The 21,805-nt window shown below is 60.6% G+C and carries 20 protein-coding genes; 12 read left to right on the top strand and 8 right to left on the bottom strand.

What is annotated here, in order from left to right; translation table 11 throughout:
- The first annotated feature begins 10 nt into the window (after positions 1 to 10).
- The 12 genes from ABH909_RS14735 to ABH909_RS14680 all read left to right on the top strand — a co-directional run bounded on the left by ABH909_RS14735 (position 11) and on the right by ABH909_RS14680 (position 13,916).
- Positions 11 to 1,606 carry a GumC family protein gene (locus ABH909_RS14735; RefSeq protein WP_429434277.1) on the top strand — a complete coding sequence of 532 codons (1,596 nt, stop codon included), beginning with the start codon at positions 11 to 13 and terminating at the stop codon, positions 1,604 to 1,606.
- A gap of 32 nt (positions 1,607 to 1,638) precedes the next feature.
- Positions 1,639 to 2,694 carry a glycosyltransferase family 4 protein gene (locus ABH909_RS14730; protein WP_429439906.1) on the top strand — a complete coding sequence of 352 codons (1,056 nt, stop codon included), beginning with the start codon at positions 1,639 to 1,641 and terminating at the stop codon, positions 2,692 to 2,694.
- Positions 2,691 to 4,058, top strand: a complete 1,368-nt coding sequence (locus ABH909_RS14725) for an O-antigen ligase family protein (RefSeq protein WP_429434275.1) — start codon at positions 2,691 to 2,693, stop codon at positions 4,056 to 4,058. The genes ABH909_RS14730 and ABH909_RS14725 overlap by 4 nt, the downstream gene beginning before the upstream one ends.
- Positions 4,055 to 5,023 carry a glycosyltransferase gene (locus ABH909_RS14720; RefSeq protein ID WP_429434273.1) on the top strand — a complete coding sequence of 323 codons (969 nt, stop codon included), beginning with the start codon at positions 4,055 to 4,057 and terminating at the stop codon, positions 5,021 to 5,023. The genes ABH909_RS14725 and ABH909_RS14720 overlap by 4 nt, the downstream gene beginning before the upstream one ends.
- Positions 5,016 to 6,152 carry a glycosyltransferase gene (locus tag ABH909_RS14715; RefSeq protein ID WP_429434271.1) on the top strand — a complete coding sequence of 379 codons (1,137 nt, stop codon included), beginning with the start codon at positions 5,016 to 5,018 and terminating at the stop codon, positions 6,150 to 6,152. The genes ABH909_RS14720 and ABH909_RS14715 overlap by 8 nt, the downstream gene beginning before the upstream one ends.
- Positions 6,153 to 6,164: 12 nt before the next feature.
- A complete protein-coding gene (locus ABH909_RS14710) occupies positions 6,165 to 7,166 on the top strand; it encodes a polysaccharide deacetylase family protein (protein WP_429434269.1) in 1,002 nt (333 codons plus the stop codon).
- Positions 7,163 to 8,467 (top strand): lipopolysaccharide biosynthesis protein, encoded by a 1,305-nt coding sequence (locus ABH909_RS14705; protein ID WP_429434267.1) that lies wholly within the window; start codon positions 7,163 to 7,165, stop codon positions 8,465 to 8,467. Before ABH909_RS14710 ends, ABH909_RS14705 begins: the two co-directional genes overlap by 4 nt.
- Positions 8,464 to 10,383 (top strand): hypothetical protein, encoded by a 1,920-nt coding sequence (locus tag ABH909_RS14700; RefSeq protein WP_429434264.1) that lies wholly within the window; start codon positions 8,464 to 8,466, stop codon positions 10,381 to 10,383. Before ABH909_RS14705 ends, ABH909_RS14700 begins: the two co-directional genes overlap by 4 nt.
- A 92-nt stretch (positions 10,384 to 10,475) precedes the next feature.
- Positions 10,476 to 11,165: an N-acetyltransferase family protein gene (locus ABH909_RS14695; protein WP_429439903.1), complete on the top strand. Its 690-nt coding sequence runs from the start codon at positions 10,476 to 10,478 to the stop codon at positions 11,163 to 11,165.
- 4 nt (positions 11,166 to 11,169) lie between these two features.
- Entirely contained in the window at positions 11,170 to 12,384 is a 1,215-nt protein-coding gene (locus tag ABH909_RS14690; RefSeq protein WP_429434261.1) for a GNAT family N-acetyltransferase, read from the top strand.
- Positions 12,356 to 13,165 carry a ChbG/HpnK family deacetylase gene (locus ABH909_RS14685; protein WP_429434258.1) on the top strand — a complete coding sequence of 270 codons (810 nt, stop codon included), beginning with the start codon at positions 12,356 to 12,358 and terminating at the stop codon, positions 13,163 to 13,165. Before ABH909_RS14690 ends, ABH909_RS14685 begins: the two co-directional genes overlap by 29 nt.
- A gap of 61 nt (positions 13,166 to 13,226) precedes the next feature.
- Positions 13,227 to 13,916 (top strand): N-acetyltransferase, encoded by a 690-nt coding sequence (locus ABH909_RS14680; protein ID WP_429434256.1) that lies wholly within the window; start codon positions 13,227 to 13,229, stop codon positions 13,914 to 13,916.
- 194 nt (positions 13,917 to 14,110) lie between these two features.
- Here the strand turns inward: ABH909_RS14680 and ABH909_RS14675 are convergent, their stop codons facing one another.
- The 8 genes from ABH909_RS14675 to ABH909_RS14640 form a co-directional block, all read right to left on the bottom strand.
- On the bottom strand, positions 14,111 to 14,917 hold the full coding sequence (locus ABH909_RS14675) for a class I SAM-dependent methyltransferase (protein WP_429434253.1): 807 nt from the start codon (positions 14,915 to 14,917) through the stop codon (positions 14,111 to 14,113).
- Between the two features lie 93 nt (positions 14,918 to 15,010).
- The gene (locus ABH909_RS14670; RefSeq protein WP_429434251.1) at positions 15,011 to 15,916 is read right to left on the bottom strand and encodes a LysR family transcriptional regulator; all 906 of its coding nucleotides are present in this window, start codon (positions 15,914 to 15,916) and stop codon (positions 15,011 to 15,013) included.
- Between the two features lie 197 nt (positions 15,917 to 16,113).
- Positions 16,114 to 16,740, bottom strand: coding sequence for an isochorismate family cysteine hydrolase YcaC (gene ycaC, locus ABH909_RS14665; RefSeq protein ID WP_429434248.1), 627 nt, complete (start codon positions 16,738 to 16,740; stop codon positions 16,114 to 16,116).
- A 68-nt stretch (positions 16,741 to 16,808) separates the two neighbouring features.
- A complete protein-coding gene (locus ABH909_RS14660; RefSeq protein WP_429434245.1) occupies positions 16,809 to 18,650 on the bottom strand; it encodes an amidohydrolase in 1,842 nt (613 codons plus the stop codon).
- A gap of 9 nt (positions 18,651 to 18,659) precedes the next feature.
- Positions 18,660 to 19,250, bottom strand: a complete 591-nt coding sequence (locus ABH909_RS14655; RefSeq protein WP_429434243.1) for an antibiotic biosynthesis monooxygenase — start codon at positions 19,248 to 19,250, stop codon at positions 18,660 to 18,662.
- On the bottom strand, positions 19,243 to 19,659 hold the full coding sequence (locus ABH909_RS14650) for a DoxX family protein (RefSeq protein WP_429434240.1): 417 nt from the start codon (positions 19,657 to 19,659) through the stop codon (positions 19,243 to 19,245). Before ABH909_RS14650 ends, ABH909_RS14655 begins: the two co-directional genes overlap by 8 nt.
- A gap of 234 nt (positions 19,660 to 19,893) precedes the next feature.
- Positions 19,894 to 20,274 carry a DUF6124 family protein gene (locus ABH909_RS14645; protein ID WP_429434237.1) on the bottom strand — a complete coding sequence of 127 codons (381 nt, stop codon included), beginning with the start codon at positions 20,272 to 20,274 and terminating at the stop codon, positions 19,894 to 19,896.
- A gap of 525 nt (positions 20,275 to 20,799) precedes the next feature.
- Positions 20,800 to 21,723, bottom strand: coding sequence for a LysR family transcriptional regulator (locus ABH909_RS14640; protein WP_429434234.1), 924 nt, complete (start codon positions 21,721 to 21,723; stop codon positions 20,800 to 20,802).
- Positions 21,724 to 21,805: the final 82 nt, after the last annotated feature.

Raw genomic sequence — 21,805 nt, 5'->3', positions numbered from 1 at the left:
GTGACCGACCATGAACCCAAAGGAAAACTACCTGCATGAGTTCTTCAGGATTTTTTTCGCCAACAAGCAGTTGGTGAAACGCGTCTTCCTGATCTTTGCAGTGATCGCCCTGATCTTGCCGCTGATGCTCAAACAGAGCTTCGACATCACCGCGCAGGTGATCGTGCAATCCAAAAAACTCTCCCAGGGAGACGCCACCACGTCCCTGACCCAAGGCGATGCCTCGTTCATTCCGCCGTCACTGGCAGACATGGAAACCGAGAGCAATATCCTGCGTTCGCCGGCCCTGATCCGTCAGACCATCAGCGACCTGCGGGCCAAAGGCGAGTACGCGCCCAACCCCGGGATTTTCAGCAAACTGGTGACCGAACCGTTCAAGCGCTTTGTGACCACCCCCTTGCGTGAATACGTGGTCAATCCGGTGCGCGATGCATTCGGGCTTGAGACCGATCCCGTGCGCGATACCGACCTGGATGTCTTCACCCAGCAAGCCATCGAAAACCTGACGATCGAAACGCTACCGGGTTCCAACGTGATCTCCATTGTCTACAGCTTTGGAGATCCGGCCCAGGGCACCCGGTTTGTCGCGGCCCTGCTGCAAAATTACCTGACCAGCCGTCAGGAACTGCAATCGATCGACCTGCCGCAGAGCTTCTACGAAACCAAGAAGAAGCAATATCAGGTACGCCTCGATGGCTTGGAAGGCACGCGGCTGGCGTTGCTCGAAGGCGTGGCTTCATCCGATCCGAAGGAAGAAATCACCTTCCGCCTCAATGCCATCAACACCGAGGAACAGGCCCTGAACCTTTATCAGGATCGCCTGCTGCAAAGCCAGCGCTGGCTCGACTACCTGAAAACCGCCCTGACGTCTGCCACCAATACGTCCCGGCTCAGCGAGTACACCTTCCCCTTCACCTTCACCACCACGGTGGACAATATTGCGTTCGAAGACCGGGAGATCAGACAGCTCGGTGAACAACTGACCACTCAGGTCAGCCGCTACATGAACGACCTGGCGGTTTTCCAGCCGGGCAGTGAACCGATGCTGCTGACCCGTGAGCAGATTTCCCGCACCCGTCAGCAGTTCCTGAAAATCGTCAGCAACCGGATTCAGGAGCGCACCAACGACCTGGCGATTGTCAGCTCGGTGATCAAGCAGAAAACCGCGCGCATCGCCGACTTCAAGGAGCGCATCCATCAGTTGCAAGTGGCTCAAAGCAAACTGGCGCAAATGGACACCGAGATCAATGCCTTGCACGCAGCGTTCTCCACCTATGCCCAGCGTTTTGCCGAAAGCAGCACCTCCCGCTCGCTGGACAACGATATGTCCAACGCCCGGGTACTCAGCCCGCCCTACGAACCGGCCGATGCGGCGTTTCCCAAGCCGATGCTGATCATTCCGTTCGGAATGCTGACCGGTTTGCTGCTGGCGATTGCCTTCGTCTACGTGCGTGAGTTCTTCGATCACCGCTTCAAACACCCAGCACAAATCACCCATGAACTGGGCTTGCCGGTGCTGTTGGTGATCAACGAGCAAGACGTCACGCCGAACAACCCGCACAAAAACTGGACCGTGGATAGCTTCGTGCATTGGGTGCGCCATTGAACGGGCCGCTCAGCGCCAGCGCCCTGCCGATCATGCATTTGATCAGCAGCGGCGGCTTCTATGGGGCTGAGCGGATGCTGCTGGACCATTGCCTGGCGACGCAGGGGCAGCACCAAGTGCTGTTTCTCGATGCGCCGCCAGCGCTGATCGCGCGATTTCGCGGGGCTGGGGTCGACTGCCGCAGCTTCACGGGTTTGAGGGAATTGCTGCGTCATTTACGTCAGCGGCGGGCTGAACAGCCGCTGATCAACACGCACAATTTCAAGGGGCTGCTATTTGGCTGGGTGGCCGCCACGTTGTTGGACTTGCCGTTGGTGATTACGCAACACGGTTTCACCCCGCGCAGTCGCAAGCAACGCGTTTATGGCTGGCTGAGTTTGCAATTGTGTCGCACGGCGTCGGTGGACCGCGTGGTTTGCGTGGCCGAAAGCATCGCCGTGCTGCACCGCAAGGCCTGTGTCCGGACGGAGAAACTGCAAGTGATTCCCAATGGTCTGCCAAAAGCCAACGGCCTTTTACCGCACACTGCCACGCACCCGCGCTGGCTGGCGGGTTACGTCGGTCGGCTGAGCAATGAGAAAGGCCCGGACCTGTTTCTCGATGCCCTGATTCCACTCTGTCAGCAACATCCGCAACTGGACGCCGTGATGCTCGGCGATGGCCCGGAACAGGAAACCCTGCTGGCGCGGATTGCCGCTGCCGGCTTGCACGAACGCATCACCTTGCCGGGTTATCAAACCGACATGAACCGGTGGTGGCAGCAACTCGATGCGCTGGTGATCAGCTCGCGCACCGAGGGCACGCCGATGATTTTACTGGAGGCGATGCAAGCCGGAGTGCCGGTGGTGGCGTTCAGCGTCGGCGGGATTCCCGATGTGCTGGAGGACCGGCACAACGGCCTGCTGGCGACACCCACTGACACCACCGCTCTCGCCCGGCAGATCGCTACGCTGCTGAATGAGCCGGCCCTGGCTCGCGAATTGATCGACAACGCAAGACGTACGCAATTGGACCGTTACGACCTGAAGGCCTTGGCCGAACGCTGGTCGCAGCTTTATATCCGTACTGCACGGGAGGCACGCGCGTGATCTTTCCGCTCTCGATCGTCAGTCTGCTCGCCCTGGTCTGCCTTGGTTTGCTGGCCAGCCCTTATCCCTATCTGGCGCCAGGCGCCGTACTGGGCCTGGTGGCTATCGCGGTGCTGTACCGAAAACCTGCCTGGGGTTTGTTGGGCATTGCGGCGCTGGTGCCGTTCGAAGGTTTCTTCAAGGGCAGCGCGCTATCGGGCACCAAATTCATCGGCGCGTCACTGGCGCTGATCGTGATGTTGCAACTGGCTATCCACCAGATTCCGTCCGAGCGCCTGCGCAGCAACATCTGGCGCTTCCTGATCTGGTTCATGGTGTTGTACCTGCTGAGCATGATCAATACCGATAACCTGGACATGTCCCAGAGTCATCTGCGGGACCTGAGCGTCGGCCTGGTGCTGTTTGTGATCACCTTGCTGATCGGCCGTGAGTTGAACCTCGATATGTTCGCCCGGCTGGTGACCCTCAGCGTCAGCGCGACCAGCGCGCTGGCCATGTTCTCCACCAAGTATCAGGACCAGGGCCGCGCTGCAGGACTGCTGGAAGACCCGAACTCGTTTGCCCTGCTGATCGCTTTCGCCGTGCCATTGGCGCTGTTGCTGGTGATCCGCGGCCCGAACCTGTTGCACCGATTGTTCTGGGGCGCTTGCTGCATTTTGCTGCTGGGCGGCATGACCAAGACCGATTCCCGTTCCGGGCTGGTGGTACTTTTTCTCAGCTTGATGATCGGCGCCTGGCACTACCGTGCACAGCTGCCGCGCATCCGTCCGCGTCACTTGGGTTTTGCCATGCTTGGCCTTGCGCTCGTCATCCCGCTGGCGATTTACTCGATGCCGGCCGGTTACATCGCGCGCATCCAGTCCTTGAGCATCTTGAAGGCCGGTGCCAAGAGCCAGGACGAATCCCTCGGCCGTCGCGCGTCGTACATCGTGGTCGGCAGCCAGATCATCCAGGAGCACCCGTTACTCGGTTCCGGTCCCGGCACCTTCCCGCTGCACTACGCCACCAGCGGTTACGCCAAGGTGTTTTCCGCCAACCGCAAGCCCGGCGACCTGTACCGCCGCGCGCACAATACTTACCTGGAAATCTTCAGCGAAGTGGGGATTCCCGCCGGCCTGTTGTTCGTCGGCATGCTGGGCCTGGGGATGTACAACCTGGTCCGCGCCCGTCACGCCTGGATGCTGCGACGAAATTGGGAACAGGCCGACCTGATCACGCACCTGAGCATGAGCTATGTGTCGTTGCTGCTGTTCTTGATGTTCCTCAGCGCACCGAATCACAAATACCTGTGGATCATGCTCGCGCTGACGTTCGTGTTGCGCTTGAAGGCTGAAGAACGTCCGCCGACGGAGGCCAGCGCATGAGCCGCATCAGCCTCGTCATCCCGATGTACAACGAGGCCCGACACATCGGCCGTACATTGCTTGCCGCGAAAAAAGCCGTCGAGGCGGCGAGGCTGGAATGCGAGTTGATTTTGGTCGATAACGGCTCCGACGATCAGGGCCCGCACATCGCTCGCCAATTCGGTGCGCAAGTGCTGGTGCTGCCCGGCTTGCTGATCGGCGCCTTGCGCAATCGCGGGGCGGCGGTGGCAACGGGTGAGTGGCTGGGCTTCATCGATGCCGATATCGAGATGCCCGAGGATTGGTTGACGCGGCTTTTCGAACTCGAGTCCGGCGGCCAGGCCGATGTCCTCGCCCTGGACTTGCACACCCCTATCCAGGCGCCATGGTTTGCCACGGCCTGGCAACGCCGCATGGCCCGCCCCACCAGTCACGCCTTGCACCCGGTGCAATGGCTGCCCAGCGCCAACCTGCTGATGCGTCGCAGCTGGTTCGACAAAGTCGGCGGCTTCGACGAAACCCTGCGCACCGGCGAAGACAAAGCGTTCACCTTGCGCCTGAGCGAAGCCGGCGCGCGATTGCTCGCGGTCAACCAAAGCGTCGCCTTGCATTGGGGTTACGAAGGCAGTTGGCGTGAATGGATGGGCAAGGAGTTGTGGCGCCAGGGCAGTCACTTGCAACTGCTGCGTACCCAAGGGATGAGCCTGCGCTTGCTGCGATTCCCGGTCTTTTCGATGGGCGTCTGGGCACTGGATTTCATCGCTCTGTCTGCCCTGCTCAATGGTTTTCCCAAAGCGGCGTTGTTCATCGTATTCATCACCAGCCTGCCAGCGCTGGTGTTGAGCCTGCGCCAAAGCCTGAAACACCATGACATAGGCCTGATGCTGCAACTGTGGGGCCTGCACTGGGTGCGCCTGCACCTGGCCGGTGCCGCGCTCATTTTGAGCCTGTGTCATTGGAATGCCAGGAGGCCGGCCCGTGGCTGAATTCATTTTCTGGTTGTGCCTGTTATTGCCGGTGTATGCCTGGCTGGGCTACCCGCTGCTGCTGACACTGATCGCGCCGTTGTTCCGCGCGCGACGTCATGCGCCAGCCCCACCGATGAACGTGAGCATCATCATCGCCGCGCATAACGAGGCCCGGCATATCGAAGAGAAATTACGCATCCTGCTCGCCCAGGATTATCAGGCGCGCTCGCTACAGATCATTCTGGCCAGCGACGGCTCCACCGACGACACCGTGGCCTGCGCCCATAAGGTCATCGACCCGCGCATCAGCGTGCTCGACCTGCCTCGTCAGGGTAAGGCAGCCACCTTGAATGCCGGCGTCGCTCTGAGCACGGGTGAGGTTCTGGTGTTCACCGATGCCGACAACCAATGGTCGACCGACACCCTCGGCCAATTGCTCGCCCCCCTGGCCGATCCACAGGTCGGCGCCTGTGCCGGGCACATGCTGATCCCGGTGCCGGGCAAGGGCCTGAGCCTGGGCGATAGCCTTTATCGGCATTACGAAGGCTGGTTGCGCAGGGTGGAAAATCGCACCGGCTGCATGGTTTCCGCCGACGGCGCCCTGCTGGCCCTGCGCCGCGAGTTGTTCCAGCAGGTGCCGGCGGAGGTCAATGATGACTTCTTTATCAGCACCTGCGCACCGGTGGCGTTCAAACGCATTGTCTATGTGCCCCAAGCCCAAGTGAGCGACCAGGGCGTCGACGAAATCGCCAAGCAATGGCGCCGTCGCCAGCGCGTCACCGTCGGCGGTCTGCAAAGCCTGGCCCAGCGTCGGGAGCTGCTGAACCCTTGGCGGTATGGCCTGTATGCGATTGCACTGATCAGCCACAAGCTGATTCGACGCCTGGCGCCGATTCTGTTGGTGCCGTTGCTGCTGAGCAATGTCTGGCTGTGGAATGTTCATGGCTTCTATCGCCTGAGCCTGATCGCGCAGCTGCTCGGTTACGCGATGGCCATCGTCGGCCTGCTGGATGTGCAACACCGTTTGCCCAAACCCTTTCGCCTCGCCGCGTTTGTTCTGGTGACCCTGGCCGGGATGAGTATCGGTCTTTGGCAGTTCTTGCGCGGCCAGCGGTACGCGCAATGGAACCCCGAGCAAAATCGTTGAAAGGACCGTGCCATGGCGATCAAACAACTATTAAAACGCACCAGCGGCTGGCTTTATCTCAACTCGCCCGTAGGCCGTCACCAACTGCACGGTGCCGGGGTGATCCTGATGCTGCATCGGGTGCTGGCCAATGACCGTGCCGCCGACCTGCCCCATCGCAATGAACTGTGCGTGGGGCCGAAGGCATTCGAACATCTGCTCGCCTGGTTGAAAAAGAACTTCGATTGCGTGCCACTGATGGATATCTTGCAACCGGGCGCCATCAGAACCGGACGACCAAAAATCGCGCTGACCTTCGACGACGGCTGGCGCGACAACGCGCTGAATGCCTTCCCGTTGCTGAAAAAGTATCAGGTGCCGGCGAGCATTTTTCTCTCCACCGATTTCATCGGCAGCCGACAACGCTTCTGGTGGGAAAGCCTGGGGGAAACCCTGTGGCACAGCCACGGTGAAAAAGCCCGGACGCATTTGATCGATTGCCTGCAAAAGATCGGACGACCGTTACCGGTGCTGCTCGATGATCTGAATGTGCAGCGCCGTAGCCTGGCGCTTTTGCATTTTCTGCACAGCCTGAAAAACCTGCCGTCGGGGGAACTGAATCGACTCACCGAGCAATGCCCTGAAGAGTCGTTGCCCCAGGCCCTGGACTGGCATCAGGTACGCGCGCTGGAAGCCAGCGGGTTGATCCGCTTCGGTCCGCACGGCGCCAGCCACGCGATTCTCACCGACCTGGACGATCAACGTCTGGATGAAGAACTGAGCCGCAGCCGCAATGCCTTGCTCAACGGTTGCAACCGGCCGCTGCCGGTCTACTGCTACCCCAATGGCAACCATGATGCGCGGGTGCGCGAACACGTGGCGGACCACGATTTCCCGTTTGCCCTGGGCACCGAGCTCGGGATTTATCGGGGTATCAGCGATCCATTGGCCTTGCCGCGAATCGGCATCAGCCATCGCACGGCGCGCAATCCGGAGTTGCTGTCCTGGCGCATCTACCGCGGAGCCCGGCCATGAGTCGCAATCGCTATCTCAAACATCTGGCCCTGAGCATGGGCACCAAATTGGCGATGATCGGCCTGCGGCTGCTGCGCAATGTATTGCTGGCGCGGATTCTGGGGCCCAGCGAGCGCGGTCTGTTTGCGTTACTCAGTACCTTGCCCGACTTGATCAGCGCCGCCACCAGCGGCGGGCTGAATTCGGCGGTGGGGTATCAGGCAGCCAAGCAACGGTCCATGGGATTGTTGCTGAGCCAGGTATTGGTGTTCGGTTGCCTGCTGGCGGGTTTGCTGACGTTGCTGGTGGTGGCGCTGGTGCGCGAGTTCGGTGGTGAACTCGACATCACCACGCAACTGGGACTGCTCGCCTGGCTGTTGCTGCTGGCGGTACCGCTGACCGTGCTCAAGAGCGGCCTGCTGACCTTGCACAATGCGTCGGGCGGTGTGGTGGCGTTCAATATCTTGCGGCTGGTCGAATCCCTGGCGCCACTGCTGCTGTTTCTGGCTTTGTTCTGGATGTGGAAAGACGCAGCCCTGGAAGCGGCGCTGATCAGTTGGCTGGCCGGCCTCAGCCTGGTGGTGCTGGCCGGGTGGTTCTGGCTCAGGCGCGCTCAGCCCTTGAAATTGCAATGGGACCGTGCCAGCCAGAACGAACTGTGGCGCTACAGCGCTCGCAGCCATCCGGACCTGCTGTTCCAGCAAGTGATTCTGCGCTCCGATTACCTGTTCATCGGCGCCCTGCTCGGCAGCACCGCGTTGGGGCATTACGCCATGGCCAGCGCCGCCGCCGAGTTGCTGCTGATCGTCCCGGAGGCGGTGACCACGCCGCTGATGAAACGCCTGCTGCAACAGGACGAAGGCATGGATCGCCTGACGCCGTTGGCGCTACGCCTGACTGCCACGGTGATGCTCGGTGCCTGCCTGACCATGGCGGTGATCGGTGAATGGCTGATCGTCACGCTGTTCGGCATTGCCTATCAGCCAGCCTACCCGGCGTTGCTGGCGCTGCTGCCGGGGCTGCTCGGCCTTTGCTATGCGAGCATCCTGCGCCTGGACTTGCTGGGCAAAAACCGCCCCGGCACGATTTCGCTGTTGATGGGCCTGGGCGCGTTGCTGAACCTGGCCCTGAACCTGTTGCTGATCCCGATTTACGGCATCGTCGGCGCCGCGACGGCATCGTCCATCGCCTACCTGGCGGTCACCCTCGCGCTGCTGGTGATGTATTGCCGATTGAGCGGCGTACCGGTCTGGCAAACCCTGATCATCCTGCCCAGCGATGTGGCGCCGATGCTTCAGATGCTGCAACGGAAATCGGCATGAAACGCCTCATGCTGCTGTTGAGCCTGGGCCTCGGTTTGAGCGCCCAGGCGGCGCCCATGCGCTGGGCTGATATTCGCGACGGCAGCCTGTACCTGCAAACAGATCGCCCTGACACGCTGACTGTTCGCTGGGCTCCGGCGTGGCAGGCCGATGCCAACGAAGAACGCCTGTACCTGCTCGACGGCAACGGCAACCTCAAGGGCGAACGCCTGATTGCCGCCAGTGAAACCCGAGGCAAGCACAGTTGGCCACTGGCACCGAGTGCAGCCAGTTATCGACTGGAAATCCCGGGCTACAGTTTCCGCCGCTACACCATCGAACACGACGAACACACCGTGGCATTGTTCGCCCCGGCCAAGGTGCATTTCAGTGCCGAAACCCGCGGCGGCGATGAGCTGTATTTCAAGGTCGCGCCGGGGGAACACGCGGTACTGGCCGGCAAATTTCACGGTGGGATCAACGCCCTGCAGGCCCAGCGCGTGGGCGACAACAAACAGTTGTCCCTGGCGCTAAAACCCCATCGCGCCTATTGGCAGTTCGATCAGGTGGCATTGCCCGTCACTCAGGACGAACAGGTCTGGCGCCTGCGCCTGCAAGGCAGCGGCAAGGTCGCGTTCTGGCTCGATGGCACGGCAAATCTGTTTGCGCAGAAACCGCAGCAGCTCAAACCGCTGCGCGAAGACGATGGCCAGACCCGCTTGACCCTGCACAAAGAAATGCTCGGCCCGACCCCGAACCTGGGCATTTATTTGCCCTACGTGCTGCCCCCTCAATCCAGTTTCGCGGTGCTCGATGCCCTCAAGCCTCAGGCGGGCACCTATTACAGTTTCGTTGACGTCACCGCGCAGAATCCGCACCACGAAGATGCGTTCCGTCAGCTCTATCAGAACCGCTTCGGCATCACCCAGGACCTCACGCTGTTGGCCGGCAGCCAGCGTCAGGCGGATTTGCGCGCCGACACTCAAAGCAACGCCGGCCTCGATGCCTGGCTCGCCGCCACTCGCGCCCTCGGCGGCACCGGTACGCACTACATCGCGTTCGCCGACGAGCCGAACCTCAACTACTCGAGCTACGCCGACTACCAGTCGATTTTCAACAGCATGGCCCGGCAGGTGCGCAGCGATCCGGCCAACGCCAAGGCCGGTGTGCGCATCGCCATGCCCGCCACGTCGCGCTTCGTCAACGGCCCGTTCGCCGACAACGCCGCCGACAAGCGCGGGATCGATTGGGCGCGGCGCCTGCTGGCCGAATCCGGTGAGCAGATCGACGCTCTCGCCTGGCACGAATGGATGATTCGCGACCTGTTGGCGACGCGGGTCTACCGCGACAGCGTGCGCCGTGCCGCCGAGCTGGTGGGCCTTGATGCCAAAGGCCGGCCACGCAAAGCCTTGCTGCTGGATCAGACCAACCTGTCCAGCGGTTCAAGCCTGAGCCCCTATGATCAGGAAACCCACTTTGCCTCGATGTGGTGGACTTCGGTGGTCATCAATTCGGCGCAGGATGGGTTGCTGGACATGCTCAACTGGTTCCAGGCCGCCGACGAACCGACCTACCCCAAAGGCATGGTGCGGGTGCTGGGCGGCGATCGTTTCGAACTCAAGCCGGTGGGCCTGGCCCAGCAATTCATCCAGCAGCACTGGCTGAAAAACGTCATGCGCCTGGACAACGACGCCTTCGAAGTCGATGTGCTAGCCATGGCCACCGAACGCCAGCGAAGTTTACTGGGGGTCAACAAGGGGGTGCGCTTGCAGCGTGTCGATCTGGGCGGGGCGACGTGTCCGCTGGCCAAGGGAGCGCTGGTGTATTTCGGTGCCGACAACCGCAGTCGTAGCGCTCAGTTCACCTGTCACGACGATCGTGTCAGCTTCGACCTGCCGGGTGAAACCCTGTTCGCCTTGAGCTGGAGCGCCTCATGAACGCCGCCAACTTGCATCACCACGACCGTGCCGCTCTCGACCGCGCGTTCCACTACGCCAGCGGTGACCGGTCTCTGTCAGGAGGCAATGATATGAATGCCTTGGAAAAACTTCGCCAACACATCAAACGAAAAGGCCTGCGTGCAACGGTCCGGCTCCTTTGGAGGCGCTACATGTTCGTTCACTGGGAGCTTCTGTGGATGAAGCGTGACCTGGTCAGCCCGGTCCCGCCCCATCAGCTCAAGCCTTACCCACCGCTACAGTTGAAGACCATCACCGTGCACAACACCGCAGCCTTTGCCCGTCACTTTGGCGACCGGGTCAACATCATGGAAGAACTGGCCACCGAGGGTTACACCGGGCACATGTATCTGGATGGCAAAGGCGACGCGGTGGCTTTCATCTGGGGCAGCACCCGGGATTACCACGACCGGCATTTCTACGGCTGCACGTTCCCGGTAAAGCAAGGCGAATTCTTCGAATTCGGCGGCGAACTGGCTCGTGCCTATTGGGGCACCACGCTCTCGGTGGACCTGCAACTGCAACTCTGGAAAGCCATGCAGGCCCAAGGTTGTCACACGGTCGTGGATGTCTGCGACGCTCGCAACGTACCGGCGCTAAAACTGCACATTCGCATGGGCTATCAAGAGCAAGGACGCATCCAGCACGTCTATCGATTATTCGGTCGCTGGCGTTTCTTCCATGAGACCCGTTACAGCGACTCACGCCTGGATGCGCTACGCAAACCGTCCCGTTCACCTGTTCCTGAGTCTGCGGCGTGAAAATATGATGGCTCGATTCGAATGGCGCACCTCGCTGTGCGCCCCGGACTTTCCGGCAGCTGCTTATGAGGGGTTGCGCAGGCGCGTGACGGACCATACGCCGTTCAACACCCTCGCCTGGCTGTGCGCATCGGAACAGGCACTGACCGCCGGGGAACGCCTTCACGTTCTGCTGGGCTGGCAAGGTGATGAATTGGCCTTGTGCCTGCCGCTGGTCGCGTCCGTGGAGCGCTTTGGAAAGTTGCCATTTCGGGTCTTGCATCACCTCGGTTATCCCCTCACCGATCGGCTGGCCCTGCTCACCTGCCTCGATGCCGATAGCATGCGCAAGGCGCTGGTGATCATCCGCCGTCACTTGCCCCATGCGATGCTGCAACTCAACGAATTGTCCGAACCCATCGGCGAAGAAAGCACGCTGACCGCATGGATGGCCCACAGCTCCACCGGCGAGCGTCGCATCAGTTGCCGGGTACCGGTGCATTTGATCAGCGAGGCCGACCACCAGGAAGTTTCCGGCGACCCGCGCTACAAACTGCGCCGGGCGCGTAAACGCATCCTGGCCCATGGCGCTCAGGTCCGACGCATTACCCCTGACGCAGCCACCATCGGGCCTTTATTGCAGGCCCTCAGCGACGTCGAAGCGCAGAGCTGGAAAGGCGTCGAAGGCGTGGGGATTTTCACCAGCAACCGCAGCCGACAATGGATCAATCTGGCCTTCACCGCCCTTGCCAAACAGGGGCTGCTGCGGGTGGTATTGCTGGAGCTGGACGGACGCTGCATCAGCTACCGGCTAGGGTTGCTGGAACAGGGCCGGCTGTACGACTACAACCTGGCGTTCCTGCCCAAATACGCCGATCTGGGCAGCGGTCGTGTGTTGCTCGAAGAGTGGATTCGCTGGGGCCTGGACGATAACTGGCACTGGATCGATGCATCGCGAGTCAGCCTGAAGAACTCTAGCCATCAACTCCAGGAGCGCATGACCGGGCAACTTGAGCACTGGCGCTGGAGCTTCTACTCCTGGCGCCCCAGCGGCCTCGCCTTGGGGCTGACCATGCGCGCCTGGCATCAATTCAAGCCATGGTTGAAAAAGTGGCAGGCCTGGCGGGCCTCCACTGCTCCTGCCTCCCCTTCGGCACCCGCCAGTGTCGACAAAGGCCCTGCGCCCACCGAAAAAAACAGGGAGGGCAAACATGCCTCGCCAAGTCATAGTCAACGCTGACGATTTCGGCCTCAGCCCGAGCGAAAACGCGGTGATCCTCGGCGCCTTCCAGGCTGGGGTCATCAGTTCCGCCACCGCCATGGCCAATATGCCGGCGTTCGAGGAGGCCTGCGTCCTGGCCCGGCAACCGTTGCTCCAGGGGCGAATCGGGTTGCACTTCAACCTCACCTATGGCCGGCCGTTGAGTCCCTCGATTCTCTCGCGTTCGACGTTCTGTGACAGCCAGGGCATGTTCGATCTCGATCTGCCCCGCCACAGCCTCTGGCTCAACCGCCTGGATCGCGAAGCGGTGCTGGAGGAACTCCAGGCCCAATGGCAACGTTGCCTGGATAACGGCCTTCTCCCAAGCCACATCGATTCCCATCAGCACGTGCATAACATCTGGCCCATCGGCGAAATCGTCGCGCGCTTCGCCGCCTATCAAGGGGTGCCCGTGCGACTGGCGCGCCATCTGGGGAATAACCTGAGTGTGCCCAAGCGGGTGTTCAAGACATTGCTCAACCATCGTTTGAACCGTCTGGCGGGAGCGACCGCCGAGTACGTATGCACACCGGTAGACCTGCGCAACGTGGCGATGCCGATCGACGGATTGCTGGAAATTGTCGTCCACCCAACCCATATCGGCGCCGATTTTGGCGATATCTATTTAAACCCCGGAGAGTCTCTGGCTCGCATCCTGGAGCTGCGTCTTCCGGGTATTCCGAGGGTGTCCTATGCCGCAGTGCCAAGGACGTTCGAAGAGGAACCGCCGTACTCGATTGACCCTACGTTGCAACCCTGATTGATCACCGTTGAAAAAACGTTTCCCCCAACCAACCCTGGCTTCAGCCTCGGAGGACTTCATGAGCGCCATCGCCAAGCTTCGCGAACGAATCAAACAAAAAGGCCTGCTCCATACGCTCCAGACGCTCTGGAAGCGCTATGTGTATTTGCACCGAGAGCTGTTGTGGCTGGGGCGCGATCTGGTCACCCCGGTGGCGCCAAACAAACTGCGGCCCTATACGGGCTTGCGTCTGGTGACCATTACCCAGGAAAACGCCACGGCGTTCACCAAGTATTATGGTAACCGCGTCAAGGCCATGGCCCAGATTGCCTCCGAAGGTCATACCGGTCACATGTACGTGGACGAGCAAGGCGATGCCGTCGGATTCATCTGGGGCAGCCTCAGTGACTACTTTGACCAGCACTATTACGGCTGCTGGTTCAGGGTCAAACCCGGGGAGTTTTTCCAGTTCGGCGGCGAAATGATCCCTCTCTACTTCGGCTCCAGCCTGTCGGTGGACGCCCAGTACAATATCTGGGGTGCGATGCGGGCCCAAGGTTGCGACAAGGTCATGGACGTCTGCGATGCCCGCAACATCCAGGCCATGAAAATGCACCTGCGCATGGACTATCAGGAACAGGGACGCATCACCCACGTCTACGACCTGTTCGGCCGCTTTCGCTTCTTCCGTGAAACCTACTACAGCGGCTCGCGGCTGACTGCGTTGCGCAAACCGGAACAGCAGACAGTGACTGCGGCGCAGGTGTGATTGGTTTTGCGTCCGACTCAGACCAATGTGGGATCGGGCTTGCTCGCGAAAGCGGTGTGCCAGACAACATTAATATCGACTGACACGCCCTCTTCTCGAGCAAGCCCGCTCCCACATTTGACCGCATCTTCCTGTGGGAGCGGGTTTGCCCGCGATAGCGTCAGTCAGTGCAGCTCATTTCTCAGATCCGACACTCAGCGCCTCACCGCCACCAACGTGTAACACAACGGCAACTGCGCCTTTTGCTGCTGATACCGATCGTAGAGTTCTTCGCGGTTGGAATGCGGGTACTCCTTGAAGTGGCTGATCTGCAACCCCGCCTCAATGGCACCGGTGAAGATGGCCCCCAGGGTGTGGACGAACCAGTAAGACGCTGAGACGGGCTGTTCGACTTTGCCCTCGTAAACGATCGGCTGGTGCTGGACGAAAGGTTCGCTGCGAAAATACGAGCTGTCCGGGCGGTAGGGATCGGCTGACTCGGGGTCGAACATTTCCAGGAACGGGTGGGTTTCGTACACCACCAGAGCACCGCCGGGCTTGAGGGTTTGCGCGGCATGGCGCAAGAATTCGGCGATGTCGGGCATCCAGTTCAAGACGCCGATGGTGATCAGCGCCACGTCGAAGCGCTGGTGAAGATCAGTCGGCAGGTGATGGATGTCCGCCTCGATGAATTCGGGCGCATGGGGCGAACGGGATGCCAGTTCCCGTGCCTGATCGAGAAAGGCCTCCGACTGGTCGACTCCCACCACACGGCGGGCTCCCAGCACAAACAGCGAAAGACTTTCGCGTCCGTTGTTGCAGCCCAGTTGCAGCACATCCTTGCCGTCGACGCCGACCTGTTGAAGCAACCCGCTGAGGGTGTCATCCAGGCAGGAAAAATCGCCATGGCTCACGGCACTCAAACAGGCCTGCCACTCAGGGGTGTCTTTGTGGTGTGGGGCGGAGTCATTCCAGGCATCGCGATTGCTGGCGATGGCTTTTTCTTTTGTCGGCATTTCCATTGCTCGCTCCAGAATTCGGGCCTTTGATTGGCCGGCAGGAGTCTGGATCAGCGTCAGCAAAACTACCATTCGAGCTTTGTTGTGATCTTGTAATCACCGGTAGTGCGAACCCTCTTCACCTTGATTCAACCGCTCACGCAGGAACTCGATCAGCGCCTGCACCGGTCGTGACCTCTGGCGATGCTGCGGGTAGACGGCCGACAAAGTCAGCGGCTCGGGACGCCAATCATCCAGCACCGACACAAGCCTGCCGTCCTCAAGGGCCGAACCGACGATGAAGGTCGGCAGGTACGTGATGCCCATGCCGGCGATGGCCGCGTCCTTGAGCAGCTCACCATTGTTGACTCGCATCCGCCCAGTGACGTTGATGTTCTGCGGCTTGCCTCGCCCTTCGAAACGCCATTGCACCTGACGACTGTGGCCGTAAGGCAGGCAATCATGGGTGTGTAAATCCTCGGGTTTGAGCGGCGTACCCCGCTCGGCCAGATACACCGGGCTGGCACAGTACACCCGCTCGATGGAGGCGAGGCGTCGGGCGATCAGTGTCGAGTCTTCCAGCACGCCGATGCGCAATGCCAGATCGTAACCCTCGCCAAGCAAGTCCACCGGACGATCACTCAGATCGACTTCCACGGTGACCTCGCGATAACGCTGCAAAAACTCCGGCAACAGACAGCCCAGATGCGCGACGGCAAACGACAACGGCGCGCTCAGGCGAATAGTGCCGCGAGGCTCGGTGGTCTGGCCGGCGATGCTCTGCTCCACTTGCTCCACTTCACTGAGCAGGCGCAGGGCTGATTCGTAATAACTCTGCCCCAGCGGCGTGACGTCCAATCGCCGGGTTGAACGGTTGAGCAGGCGCACGCCGAGGCGCTCTTCCAGTTGCATCAGGCGGCGGCTTACGAACTGCTTGGACAACCCTAGTTGATCGGCTGCCGCAGTGAAGCTGCCAGCGTCCATGACCTGGCAAAACATACGCATATCTTCGAACGGGTTCATTGTCGCGCTCTGATTGACAGCCAAACGCTTTATAGCCGTTTTTTTCGTTTCTGACTCCCCAAATATAAAGATCAAAAGATCGCAGGCTTCGCCAGCTCCTACATGATTGGGTACACCTGCCTGTACTCAATTCCCGTAGGAGCTGGCGAAGCCTGCGATCTTTTCAAGCGGCCGGCCGAGACCGGCCGCCATACCACTTACTTCGCGGTGAACGTCGTGTAGCTGTTAATCAGGTTGCGGTAGTTCGGAATGCGTTGGGACAACAGGTTGGCCAGGCCTTCCATGTCGTTGCGCCAGTCGCCCTGCAGCTCGCACGCCACGGAGAACCAGTTCAGCAGTTGCGCACCGGTAGCCGACATGCGAGCCCACGCCGCTTGTTGCACCGTGGTGTTGAAGGTGCCGGAAGCGTCGGTTACCACGAACACTTCAAAACCTTCAGCCAGCGCCGACAGCGTCGGGAACGCCACACACACATCAGTCACAACACCGGCAATGATCAGCTGCTTGCGGCCGGTGGCCTTCACGGCTTTGACGAAGTCTTCATTGTCCCAGGCGTTGATCTGGCCCGGGCGTGCAATGAACGGAGCGTCCGGGAACTGCTCTTTGAGCTCCGGCACGATCGGGCCGTTCGGGCCGCTGTCGAAACTGGTGGTGAGGATGGTCGGCAGATTAAAGAACTTGGCGATGTCGCCCAGAGCCAGCACGTTGTTCTTGAATTCGTTGGGCGAGAAATCCTGCACCAACGAGATCAGGCCAGTCTGATGATCAACCAGCAATACCACTGCATCATCTTTGTTCAGACGTTTGTAAGGAACGTTGCTCATGTGAAACTCCTCGCAGGATTGACGTTGCTTAGGGCGCCGACACACCAGGTCGGCGCTTTTTTAAATGATTAGAAGGCAAAACACGAGCAGCCAAACGCGCCCCAGAACCCCTGGAAATCGCTGACCGGCGCGTTCGACAAACGCGCCCGTTCGTGGCTGTGCGAATGCACCGCGCACGGCCCGCTGCACTGGTGAACTTGCGCCTGCATCGGTGAAGCCGGACGCCAGTGACCGGGCACTTTGACCACCGGTGACCAGTCCGGCAGCACCGGCACGCTGGCCGGCCCGAGCTTTTCGAATTCGCCAGCGGCGTACACCACCTTGCCGCCGACCACGGTCAACACCGACTCGATCCACTTGATGGCTTCTTCCTCGACACTGAAAAAGTCCGCGCTCAGGGCGGCGACGTCAGCCAGTTGTCCGACCTTGATCTGGCCTTTCTTGCCTTGTTCGGAGGAAAACCAGGCACTGCCATGGGTGAACAGTTCCAGCGCGGTCTGCCGGGGCAGGCCTTCGCTGTGGAGCGCCAGCCCGCCGACGGTGCGACCGCTGACCATCCAGTACAACGAGGTCCAAGGGTTGTAGCTGGACACTCGAGTCGCATCGGTGCCGGCCCCCACCGGTACACCTTCAGCCAGCATGCGCTTGATTGGCGGTGTGTTTTCGGCGGCCTTGGCGCCGTAACGCTCGGCGAAATACTCGCCCTGGAACGCCATGCGATCCTGGATCGCGATGCCACCGCCTAGCGCCCTCACCCGCTCGATGTTCTGCGGGGTGATGGTTTCGGCGTGATCGAAGAACCACGGCAAACCGTTGAAGGGAATGTCGCGGTTGACCTTCTCGAATACGTCGAGCATGCGGCTGATGGATTCGTTGTAAGTGGCGTGCAGACGGAACGGCCAGCGTTGCTCCACCAGATGCCGGACCACCGGTTCCAGCTCGTCTTCCATGGTTGCCGGCAAGTCTGGACGCGGCTCGAGGAAGTCTTCGAAATCCGCCGCCGAGAACACCAGCATTTCCCCGGCGCCGTTGTGCCGCAGGAAGTCGTCGCCCTGATGCAGCTTGACGCTGCCGGTCCAGTTCTTGAAATCGGTCAGTTCTTCCTTGGGCTTCTGGGTGAACAGGTTGTAGGCGATGCGCACGGTCAGTTGCTGGTCCTTGGCCAACTGCTCGATTACCGCGTAGTCGTCCGGGTAATTCTGGAAACCACCGCCAGCGTCGATGGCGCTGGTCAGGCCGAGGCGGTTGAGTTCGCGCATGAACTGGCGGGTCGAATTGACTTGATACTCCAGCGGCAACTTCGGCCCTTTGGCCAGGGTCGAGTACAGAATCATCGCGTTCGGCCGCGCCACCAGCATGCCGGTCGGCTCACCGTTGGCATCGCGCACAATCTCGCCGCCCGGTGGATTCGGTGTGTTGCGGGTATAACCGGCGACGCGCAATGCGGCGCGGTTGAGCAAGGCGCGGTCGTACAAATGCAGCACGAACACCGGCGTATCGGGTGCGGCCTGGTTAAGCTCTTCCAGGGTCGGCATGCGTTTTTCGGCAAACTGAAATTCGTTCCAGCCACCCACCACCCGCACCCACCACTGCGGCGTTGGCGTTCGGTCGGCCTGATCCTTGAGCATGCGCAAGGCATCAGCCAGGGACGGCACACCTTCCCAGCGCAGTTCGAGGTTGTAGTTCAAACCACCGCGGATCAGGTGCAAGTGCGAGTCATTGAGGCCGGGGATGACGCAGCGGCCCTTGAGGTCGATGACCTGTGTGCCCGAACCGCGCAGGGCCATGGCGTCGGCATCGGTACCGACCGCGACGAAGCGGCCATCGCTGATCGCCACGGCACTGGCGAGAGGCTTCTCACGGTCAACGGTATGGAATTGGCCATTGAACAAAATCAGATCGGCGTTCATCGCGTTTCCTTAAGGCTGTGTGGAATGGGACTGGCCGGCTTCCAGCCACGGCGCGAACAGGCGCGTGACCAGCGGCATAAAGACGTACACCACCGACAGCACGATGGTCAGGGTGATCAGAAAAGTGGCGACCACGTAGTTGGACAGGAAGGCATTGAGCTGCAACAGCGGCCCCCAGAGCAGTGGCACCAGCAAGGTGTGCGGCAGGATCACCAACAACGTCACCACGGCCTGCTTCCAGCGCGGCGGTGGCGAACCGGCCTCAGCCAGCGGTGCGAACCAGAATTCATTGACCGGGTTGACCTCGATCTGGTCGCCGTCGGCCAGCATCGGCGCAGCTTCATCGACCAGCGCCTGGCGTTGCGGCGAGTCGAGCCAGCGCTGCATCGCGTCGGTGGAGCAAAAACGCAGCACGCAGGTGAACAGGTCGAGGCCACCGCTCTTGCCGCGAATCACATCCACGCCCAAGTGCCCTTCGCGTTGCCCGGCCACACTGACGATGTTGCGCAGCCAGGCTTCATAGGCCGCTTCGAAACCGGCCTTGACCCGGTGTTTGACGATCAGCGTCACGACTTCTTCGAATCGATTGGAATCAGGCATAACGGAGGGCTCCAGCGAGACGAACATTGAGCGCCAGCCGTCCGGGCCCGGCGATAAACACAGAGGTGAAAAGGATCAACAGCAGCCAGCCGAACTGCCCTTCGGCCACACTCCATTGCGGATGCACGATCAACAGCGCTACCAACAGCACAAACAAAACAGGCAGGCACGCCAGACGCACCAGCACACCGGCGACGATCAGTAATGGGCAGAGGACTTCGGCGAAAATCGCCAGGATCAACGTGAGGTGGGCGCCGAGGTGGAACGGGTCTTCGATGCGTTGCAACTCGGCGGTGTAATCGAGCAGTTTCGGCAAGCCGTGCACATACAACAGAAACAGCCCGCCGCTGACACGCAGAAACAGTAGCCCGAAATCTTGCGCCTGTTCATTCCATTGCGAAGCGTTCATGACCCTACCCTTATTCAATCATTGCCCTGAATAGTGCAGTGACGGGGTAGGGAAAAATTGAATGTACGTGCTCTCTTTGTACGGCGGGAATTGTGGCGAGGGAGCTTGCTCCCGCTGGGCTGCGAAGCGGCCCCAAATAGCCGCAATCACGGTTTGTCTGGCAAACCGCATACACAGGTTTTACGACTGCTGCGCAGCCGAGCGGGAGCAAGCTCCCTCGCCACAGGGATCAGGTTATAGCGCCGGGGCTGCCTTCAATTCCAGACTATCCAGCGCCCGGCTCACAGCCAGTTCACCCAGCATGATGAGCTGCGCGACGCCCAGTATCGTATTGCGCTGCGACCCCTCCAGAAACCCGGCACAGTCACTGGCGATCACTTTGGCCGAGGCAAAGGACTCGCTGGCATTGGCCAGTAGCTCTTCGATGTCGATGCCCGGGGCGACGGTGTAAATCGTGCTCGGTTTGCGCGGGGGCTGATTGGCGCCGTCGGGATTGGACGGTTTGAGGTAGTGATCGAGAGCACGCTCGGCGGCTTCGTTGAGTTTTTTGGGATCGAGGGAGTCGTAAGGGGAAACGTCGTCGGTTTCTGGCGGGTTAGGTGTGGCTTTGAACATGGTGAATCTCCTACAAGAAATGGAGCCACCAAGACCTGTCGCTAAACAGGTAAGGGTGGCGGCTGCACGCAGGTTAGCGAACCGGGTGTAGGCGCCCGGCAGACCCGAAGGTCTCCCGCGCACAGCCGCCATGACATCAATCGCAGACATGAACAATTTGCAAGAGAGTTTGGAGCGCTGTTGCGCCTACAAAGGTTCGGGTCGCTAAACCCGATCGCTGATTTGTCAGCGACCGGGAAACAATAGAACCCGGCCATTAGGCACACAAGCCGGCGGATTCTGGCGCAGTCGTAGGCAAAGGCGCAAGGATCTGTAGCTTTCAGGAAGTAACGCTAAACACCATTAAATACAGCCCTCGAATCAACACACATTCCCCTGTGGGAGCGGGCTTGTTCGCGAAGGCGGTGTGTCATTCAACGGTGATGTCGACTGACCCACCGCCTTCGCGAGCAAGCCCGCTCCCACAGTTGGAGGTGTGGGTATGCAAGATGGGTCGTCTCTAAAGATCGCAGCCTTCGGCAGCGCCTACGGGGTTGGTATGTTCAGGGGCTCGGACATGAACTGACTGATCCGCGAACGCAGCCATTTCTCGGCAGGATCGTTGTCATGCACCCCGCTCCACGCCATCGACAACTGCGCAGCGTCGATAGGAAACGGCGGATCCTCGGCGCGCAAGGCGCATCCCTCAACCAACGCGCAGGCCGCATAATCCGGTACCGTCGCGATCATCTCGGTGCGGGCGAGCAACGCGCGCAAACCGCTGAATTGCGGCACGCCCAGCACCACACGGCGGGTGCGACCGACTTTGGCCAGATCCAGATCGATGTTGCCGCTCAGGTCACCGGAAAACGACACCATCGCATGGGGCCGCGCGCAATATTCGTCGAGGGTCAGCGGCCCTGGACGATCGTCACCGCGCAGCACTTTGCAGGGAATGTCGCGCAGGCGCTTGCGCTTGGCATTGGCCGGCAGGTCGGTGGTGTAACTCACCCCCACCGAAATCTCGCCAGAGGCGAGCAACGCCGGCATCAGCAGATAATTGGCGCGACGCACCACGACCACAATCCCCGGCGCTTCTTCTTGCAGTTTGCGCAACAACGGCGGAAACAGTCCGAACTCGGCATCGTCCGACAGCCCGATGCGAAAAACATCGCAACTGTTCGCCGGATCGAACTCCTTGGCCCGGCTGACTGCCCCCGAGATGGTGTCCATTGCCGGTTGCAACTCCTTGAGAATCGCCAGTGCCCGCGCCGTCGGCTCCATGCCGCGACCATTGCGCAGCAACAACGGATCGTCGAACAAATCACGCAGCCGTCCCAGCGCAGCACTCACCGCCGGTTGGCCCATGAACAGCTTCTCGGCGACGCGAGTCAGGTTCTTTTCGAACATCAACGCCTCGAAAATCACCAACAGGTTCATGTCGACGCGGCGCAGATCGTTACGGTTCATAAGCACAATCCCATGGTGTTTTCAGCCCGGCACGGGGGTTAACGAGTGTGGCCGACTGTACTTGAGACAGCCATGCCCATTG

The organism is Pseudomonas sp. BS3782 TE3695 (genome assembly GCF_050435305.1).
Lineage (GTDB): Bacteria > Pseudomonadota > Gammaproteobacteria > Pseudomonadales > Pseudomonadaceae > Aquipseudomonas.
Note: the sequence above shows the minus strand (reverse complement) of the source record. Positions and strands in the feature narration are given on the sequence as shown.